We start from the raw sequence: 6,491 nt of genomic DNA, 5'->3' as shown, positions 1-6,491 counted from the left end.
GCGAAAGCTAAAGCYGATGCAGYAGCAAARGCAAAACAACAAGCRGATGCMAAAGCTAAAGCCGATGCAGCAGCAAAAGCRAAACAACAAGCGGATGCMAAAGCTAAAGCCGATGCAGCAGCAAAAGCRAAACAWSAAGCGGATGCCAAAGCTAAAGCAGATGCAGCAGCGAAAGCAAAACATGAAGCGGATGCCAAAGCCAAAGCTGATGCAGCAGCAAAGGCAAAACAACAGGCAGATGCAAAAGCTAAGGCCGATGCTGCGGCAAARGCGAAACAWSARGCARATGCWRAAGCYAAAGCWGATGCAGCAGCAAAGGCAAAACAACAGGCAGATGCAAAAGCTAAGGCCGATGCTGCGGCAAAAGCGAAACATGAAGCAGATGCAAAAGCTAAAGCCGATGCAGCAGCAAAAGCAAAACATGAAGCRGATGCCAAAGCTAAAGCAGAAGCGGATGCCAAACGAAAAGCTGAGGCAGATGCGGAAGCAAAAGCCTCGGCTGCAAAGCAAGCCGCTGAAGAAGCGGCTCAGAAAAAAGCTGACGCTAAAAAAATTGCATCCACAGCAAAACGTGATTTTGAGCAGAAAATCTATCGCACTTGGGATATTCCAATGGGATCATCTGGTAAAAAAGCAACTGCTCGTGTCACCTTAACCGATAGTGGTGCTGTTGCCTCCGTGATTGTAAATGCAAGCGATCCAGATATGAAAGCAAGTGTAGAAGCCGCTGTTCGTGCAGCCGCACCTTACCCGATGCCTTCTGATGCAGATGCACGTCGTGAAGCAAGAACTTTCACATCAACATTTACTGCTAAATAATATTTTGGTCATAATTACATGGTTTAAATGGATTTTGACCCTGTAATTATGCTAAATACTTTTATTCCACAAAAATGAGCCGCTCTCACAATACGACTATGGATATGAATCGCAAACATCTCTTATCAATCGCTATCATTACTGCACTGAGTTCAGCTTTTGTTCCCCAAGCATTTGCACAACTGCATCTTGAAATCGCCAAAGCACCAGAACAAGCACCTAAAATTGCGATTGTTCCCTTTGCCAATGATCAATCCATTTATCCTATTGTTGAAAATGACCTAAACCGTTCGGGTCGTTTTACCAGTGCATCAAACAATTTACCTGTTACAGGTGCCATTGATCAGATTCAGACAGATGCATGGCAAGCGGCTGGTATTCCTTATGTTGTTGTGGGAAATATCAAGCCTGCCGCCAATAATAGCTCTGAAGTGCATTATCAACTTTATGACGTACAAAAAAAGCAGTTTTTGCTGAATGAATTATTAACCGTACCTAATTCGCGTGTGCGTCAAGCTGCACACATGATCAGTGATGCCATTTATCAGGCATTAACAGGGATTCAAGGTGACTTTAGTGGCCGTATTGCCTATGTCCTACGTAACCCCGCCACACCTGAACAGCGTTATACTTTACAAATCGCAGATACTGACGGCGAGCAGCCTAAAACTGTGTTGTCTTCACGTGATCCAATCCTTTCACCTGCATGGACACCTGACGCGAAAAAAATCGCGTATGTTTCGTTTGAAACAAAACGTCCAGCGATTTATTTACAAGATTTGGCAACAGGTCAACGTGAAGTGTTGGCTCGCTTTAAAGGGCTAAACGGCGCGCCAAGTTTTTCACCTGATGGTAAGTCGATGTTGTTTACTGCATCTATGCATGGCAACCCAGAAGTCTATCAAATGAATCTGGAAACCCGTCAACTGCAACGGATGACCAATGACAGTGCGATTGATACAGAAGCTCGTTACGCGCCAGATGGAAAGTCTTTTATTTTTACTTCTGATCGCGGCGGTTCAGCACAAATTTATCGCTATAGTTTTGATGATGCTTCTGTTAACCGACTCACTTTCCGAGGTGCTTTCAATGCCCGTGGAACTTTAAGTGCAGATGGAAAAAATATTGCACTGGTACATCGCCCATCGGGTAGCAATTACAAAGTGGCCATTATGAATATTTCGACGGGTATCGTAAATATTTTGACCCCAACCAGTTTAGATGAATCGCCAAGTTTTTCACCAAATGGCCAGATGGTGGTTTATGCCACTCGCGAAGGTAATCGTGGCCTACTCTCTGTGATGTCCACAGATGGTCGATTCCGCATGAATTTACCAAGTGAACAAGGCGAAGTTCGTGAACCTGCTTGGGCACCTAAATAAATTGGTCGCCTAAATGACGATGAAGCACTTATATTTTTTAACTGAATTAGATGGAGATCACAATGAAAGCCGTTAAACTATTCGTTTTACCCGTACTCGCAACTGCTGTCATTATGACAGGCTGTGCAAGCCGTAAACCTGCTGCTGAAATTCAAGCAGGAAATAATCCAAATAGTGCTGGCACAGTCAATACATCTGGGTTGAGTGACGATGCTGCATTAAATGCACAAAACCTAACAGGTGCATCATCAAAAGGTGTGACTGCTGCAAATCGTGCTGCACTTGCAAAACGTGTGGTTCACTTTGATTATGACAGCAGTGACTTATCTTCTGAAGATTATCAAACGCTACAAGCGCATGCTCAGTTTTTAATGGCAAATGCAAATTCACGTGTCGCGCTCACTGGACATACCGATGAACGTGGTACACGTGAATACAACATGGCTTTAGGTGAACGTCGTGCTAAAGCCGTTCAAAGCTTTTTGATTACCAATGGTGTCAATCCGCAACAATTAGAAGCGGTGAGTTATGGTAAAGAAATGCCTGTAAATGCAGGGCATGATGAAGCAGCGTGGAAAGAAAACCGCCGTGTAGAAATTAACTACGAAGCTGTTCCACCCCTATTGAAATAATGATTCTTTAGATCATCAAAATCGCTTAAAGTCTCAGACTCTAAGCGATTTTTTAATTTAGGGACTTTGTTGTTCCTGCTCTGTTTTAGGCGGATGCATGGATTCAATCAAATCGTGTTTATTAAACTCTTTGTATTCAGGTTTCGCCTCATACCCTTTCCACGCTTCATCTACAGACTCTTTTGAAATTTCGTCGAGATTAATCGGTTCATTTGGGGTTGGCATCGCACCGAAGGTTTTGGTCGTCATGCCTCGTCTCCTCTCATACAGACTTTTCACATCCTTATTATTATTCAACATAACACGTTGCTGTACACTTGCAAGCATAAAATCGCAACAAATAAAGTCATATAATTTTTCTTTTAGGTCGATCTCATCTACACTATAGCCATTTCTAAACGACCCTTTTCATTTTGGAGTTTTCCTGTATGTCAAACCTGAATTTGACGCAATATTTACAACAACAATCAGGCCATTTGACACCTGAACTTGCTCAAGTGATTGAAACCATTGCCGCTACTTGTAATACCATTGATCAGGCATTACAAAAAGGTGCTTTAGCAGGCATTCTGGGGAGTGCAGAAAATGAAAACGTTCAAGGTGAAACCCAGAAAAAACTGGATGTGATCTCAAATGATTATTTAATTGATGCATTAAAAGTTCACCCACATGTCGGTGGTTTGGCATCTGAAGAACTCGATGATTTCACACCAGCTCAAGCAAACGGTAAATATTTGGTGTTATTTGATCCACTTGATGGTTCTAGCAACATTGATATCAATATGTGTGTCGGTACAATCTTTTCAATTTTACCTGCCAAAAATGCAGTCACTCAAGCGGCTGATTTCATGCAAGCTGGAACTGAACAAGTTGCAGCAGGTTATGTTTTGTATGGCCCATCTACGATGTTGGCTTTAACTGTTGGCAATGGTGTTGCATTCTTTACTTATGATCCAGAAAGTCAGCAATTTATTCTGACGGCTGATCAAGTCAAAGTCAGTGAAGAGACACAAGAATTTGCAATCAATGCTTCTAACCAGCGTCATTGGGAGCAGCCTGTAAAACGTTATATTGATGAACTTCTTGCAGGAAAAACCTCAGTTCGTGCAAAAGACTTCAATATGCGCTGGGTCGCATGTATGGTGGGTGATATTCATCGTATTTTATGTCGTGGCGGTATTTTCCTTTATCCTTATGATTTAAAGGATCCAAAGAAAGCAGGACGTTTACGTTTAATGTATGAAGCCAACCCGATGAGCATGCTGATCGAACAGGCTGGTGGTGCATCTACGACAGGCCGTGTCCGTATTTTAGAGATTCAGCCTACTGAATTGCATCAACGTGTCCCTGTGATCATTGGCTCTAAACAAGAAGTTGAGCTGGTAACCAGTTACCATTAATTATTTTTTATAGCGATGATGCTTCACCGCATCATCGTGGATTTTCTTTTATGGCTATTATTTTTCTTGAATCCAAAGACAACGCTAAAATTAAGCATTTGCGCAGTCTCATTGAGCAACAAGCCTACCGAAAAAAACAACGTCAAACGGTGCTTGAGGGAACTCATCTGTGCCTGTCATGGTTGCAGGAAAAAGGCAAACTTGTCTCACTTTTTACTACTGAAGCTGCTTTAGAGCATTCAGACATACAAGCGATTATTGAACAATATAATGGCTCTGTTTTTGTCATTAGTGAAACTTTGTACAAAGACATTAGTACATTGGGCACCAGTTTGGCTTGTCTCGCGGTGATAGATTTACCGCAAAGTAGCACAGCGCTGGATTTTCAGGCAGATACGCTTATTTTGGAAAATATTCAGGATCCAGGTAATGTAGGTACTCTTTTACGTTCCGCTGCTGCTGCCAATATCAAACAAGTTATTTGTACTAAAGGCTCTGCATCGCTTTGGTCACCTCGCGTACTCCGTGCAGGCATGGGCGCGCATTTTAGTTTACATACCTTTGAAAATATTGAACTTGAAAGCTTACTGGATCAATTTAACATCCCAGTATTTGTTACCAGTTCACATCGTTCAAATAGTTTATATGAACAAAATTTAACCAAGCCTTGCGTCTGGATTTTGGGTAACGAGGGTCAAGGTGCCTCTGATTATGCCCTCGCCCATGCACAAGCAGTCGCGATTCCACAGCCTGGCGGACAGGAATCTCTTAATGTCGCAATTGCAGGCTCAATTTGCTTTTTTGAAATGGTTCGACAACGTCTTTAAATCGTTAATTTATATTAAAGCGGCTCAATCATTTGAAAAAAATCATTTAAACTTAAATCTGTCAAAATAACATCTTATATTGTCAACCTATTCTTTCTTTTCTGCGTTATATAGTAGGTAACTGTAAAAAAGGAAGAATGGGGATCGAATGACAGGATTTTCCATTTCTATGGACTTAGCGCCAAAGCAGTCTGGATCAGAAGTTGATAGTGTTCATGTGAATACGGCTGAACATCGCCTAAAACATTTTATGAATGAAGTCACAGGACGCGCGCTAGTCATGATGGAAAGTGCAACACAGGGGCAACAAGGTATAGCGATGGATTTGGTACAGGAAGCTTTTATTTCTTTACACAAATCTTATGCCGATAAAACTCTTGATGAATGGTATCCGCTGTTCTATACGATTTTAAATAACAAATTACAGGACTGGCGACGTAAAGAAGCACGCCGATCTAATCCTTTTTCTTTTTTTAAAAAGGTGAGTCTTGATAGTGATAATGACGAAGTCATTGAGGTTGTTGATGAAACAACGCTGAATCCTTCAGATTTTTTAAGTCAAGAAGTCACCATTGAAGAAATTCAAGAAGCCATCGCAGAACTTCCGCTACGTCAGCAGCAAGCATTTATGTTACGTGCGTGGGAAGGCTTTGATACGCAAACCACTGCACAGATCATGAATTGTAGCGAAGGCAGTGTAAAAACACATTATCATCGCGCTATTCAAGGGCTTCGTACTGCTTTAGCTCATTTAAATCCATCTTTGGGAGGTTCATCAGATGAATCGAGATGATTTTACCAAGCAGGTAACGTCCAAGCTTGATGGACTTGCACGTCACCATAAGCATAAACCTCAGGTCATCGCCAACGTTTTGGATACGATTAAGCGAGAACCACGATCTTTTTATCATATCTGGAAAATGTCTGGCTTTGCTCTCGCTGCGGCGATTACAGGATTTGTCATTTTACCTGCTAGCTTTGATACGTCGGATCAACCACAAAATCAGGTGATGGCAAGTCCAAAACTTTCACCACAAATGGTGGAAGATTTGGAAATGCTGAGTGTTTTAGGTGAGGATAAAGTTCCACATGGTAGCTAAAAAAATAGCGCTGGCACTCTGTGCGCTTAGTTTTTTACAAACCAGTTTTGCTGGTTTTGAACGCTTTTGGATATTTTCAAAAAGTGCTGATACCAAAGTTAATGAAACGTGGAATACCTTATCTGAAAATGAACAACGTGCATTGATCAAACGTTATGAATCTTTAAAAGATGAGCCCAAAGATCAATCTGTTGATTTACAGCAAAGAATGGATTGGTTTACTCAATTGCCTGAGCAAGAAAAGCAAAAAATGCGTGATGCATGGCAAAAGATGAGCACTCAGGAAAGAAATGATTTGCGTAAACGTATGCAAAAAGCCCCTTTAGAGGAA

9 protein-coding genes are annotated in these 6,491 nt (G+C 41.6%); 8 read left to right on the top strand and 1 reads right to left on the bottom strand.

Annotation, left to right across the window (positions count from 1 at the left end; genetic code table 11):
* The 3 genes from tolA to pal all read left to right on the top strand — a co-directional run.
* Positions 1–819, top strand: an 819-nt coding sequence (gene tolA / locus JR005_RS14870) for a cell envelope integrity protein TolA (RefSeq protein WP_228731683.1), incomplete at its 5' end; no start/stop codon positions are given.
* Between the two features lie 98 nt (positions 820–917).
* Positions 918–2,201, top strand: coding sequence for a Tol-Pal system beta propeller repeat protein TolB (tolB, locus tag JR005_RS09890; RefSeq protein WP_044433719.1), 1,284 nt, complete (start codon positions 918–920; stop codon positions 2,199–2,201).
* Between the two features lie 62 nt (positions 2,202–2,263).
* Entirely contained in the window at positions 2,264–2,833 is a 570-nt protein-coding gene (gene pal / locus JR005_RS09885) for a peptidoglycan-associated lipoprotein Pal (protein WP_004986839.1), read from the top strand.
* Between the two features lie 57 nt (positions 2,834–2,890).
* Here pal and JR005_RS09880 read toward each other — a convergent pair whose 3' ends face one another.
* The gene (locus JR005_RS09880; RefSeq protein WP_004986842.1) at positions 2,891–3,082 is read right to left on the bottom strand and encodes an NF038105 family protein; all 192 of its coding nucleotides are present in this window, start codon (positions 3,080–3,082) and stop codon (positions 2,891–2,893) included.
* A 179-nt stretch (positions 3,083–3,261) separates the two neighbouring features.
* Here JR005_RS09880 and JR005_RS09875 point away from each other — a divergent pair, with 179 nt between their 5' ends.
* From JR005_RS09875 to JR005_RS09855, 5 genes are all read left to right on the top strand, one after another.
* Positions 3,262–4,233 (top strand): class 1 fructose-bisphosphatase, encoded by a 972-nt coding sequence (locus JR005_RS09875; protein ID WP_004986849.1) that lies wholly within the window; start codon positions 3,262–3,264, stop codon positions 4,231–4,233.
* A 50-nt stretch (positions 4,234–4,283) separates the two neighbouring features.
* Positions 4,284–5,060 (top strand): TrmH family RNA methyltransferase, encoded by a 777-nt coding sequence (locus JR005_RS09870; protein WP_218664982.1) that lies wholly within the window; start codon positions 4,284–4,286, stop codon positions 5,058–5,060.
* 169 nt (positions 5,061–5,229) lie between these two features.
* Positions 5,230–5,853: an RNA polymerase sigma factor gene (locus JR005_RS09865; RefSeq protein WP_004986856.1), complete on the top strand. Its 624-nt coding sequence runs from the start codon at positions 5,230–5,232 to the stop codon at positions 5,851–5,853.
* Entirely contained in the window at positions 5,840–6,160 is a 321-nt protein-coding gene (locus JR005_RS09860; protein WP_151831856.1) for a hypothetical protein, read from the top strand. Before JR005_RS09865 ends, JR005_RS09860 begins: the two co-directional genes overlap by 14 nt.
* The coding region (locus tag JR005_RS09855; protein WP_218664981.1) for a DUF3106 domain-containing protein at positions 6,150–6,491 on the top strand (342 nt) is incomplete at its 3' end. The genes JR005_RS09860 and JR005_RS09855, both read left to right, overlap by 11 nt.

Origin of the sequence: Acinetobacter sp. Colony158, assembly GCF_019264745.1 — a bacterium.
GTDB lineage: Bacteria > Pseudomonadota > Gammaproteobacteria > Pseudomonadales > Moraxellaceae > Acinetobacter > Acinetobacter ursingii.
The sequence above is the reverse complement of the archived record's forward strand: the minus strand, read 5'-3'. Positions and strand labels throughout refer to the sequence as shown.

Bases quoted from the DNA above. Each gene is read 5' to 3' on its own strand.
- JR005_RS09860 (WP_151831856.1), top strand. From the start codon at position 5,840: ATGAATCGAGATGATTTTACCAAGCAGGTAACGTCCAAGCTTGATGGA.
- pal (WP_004986839.1), top strand. From the start codon at position 2,264: ATGAAAGCCGTTAAACTATTCGTTTTACCCGTACTCGCAACTGCTGTC.
- JR005_RS09865 (WP_004986856.1), top strand. From the start codon at position 5,230: ATGGACTTAGCGCCAAAGCAGTCTGGATCAGAAGTTGATAGTGTTCAT.
- tolB (WP_044433719.1), top strand. From the start codon at position 918: ATGGATATGAATCGCAAACATCTCTTATCAATCGCTATCATTACTGCA.
- JR005_RS09880 (WP_004986842.1), bottom strand. From the start codon at position 3,082: ATGACGACCAAAACCTTCGGTGCGATGCCAACCCCAAATGAACCGATT.
- JR005_RS09870 (WP_218664982.1), top strand. From the start codon at position 4,284: ATGGCTATTATTTTTCTTGAATCCAAAGACAACGCTAAAATTAAGCAT.
- JR005_RS09875 (WP_004986849.1), top strand. From the start codon at position 3,262: ATGTCAAACCTGAATTTGACGCAATATTTACAACAACAATCAGGCCAT.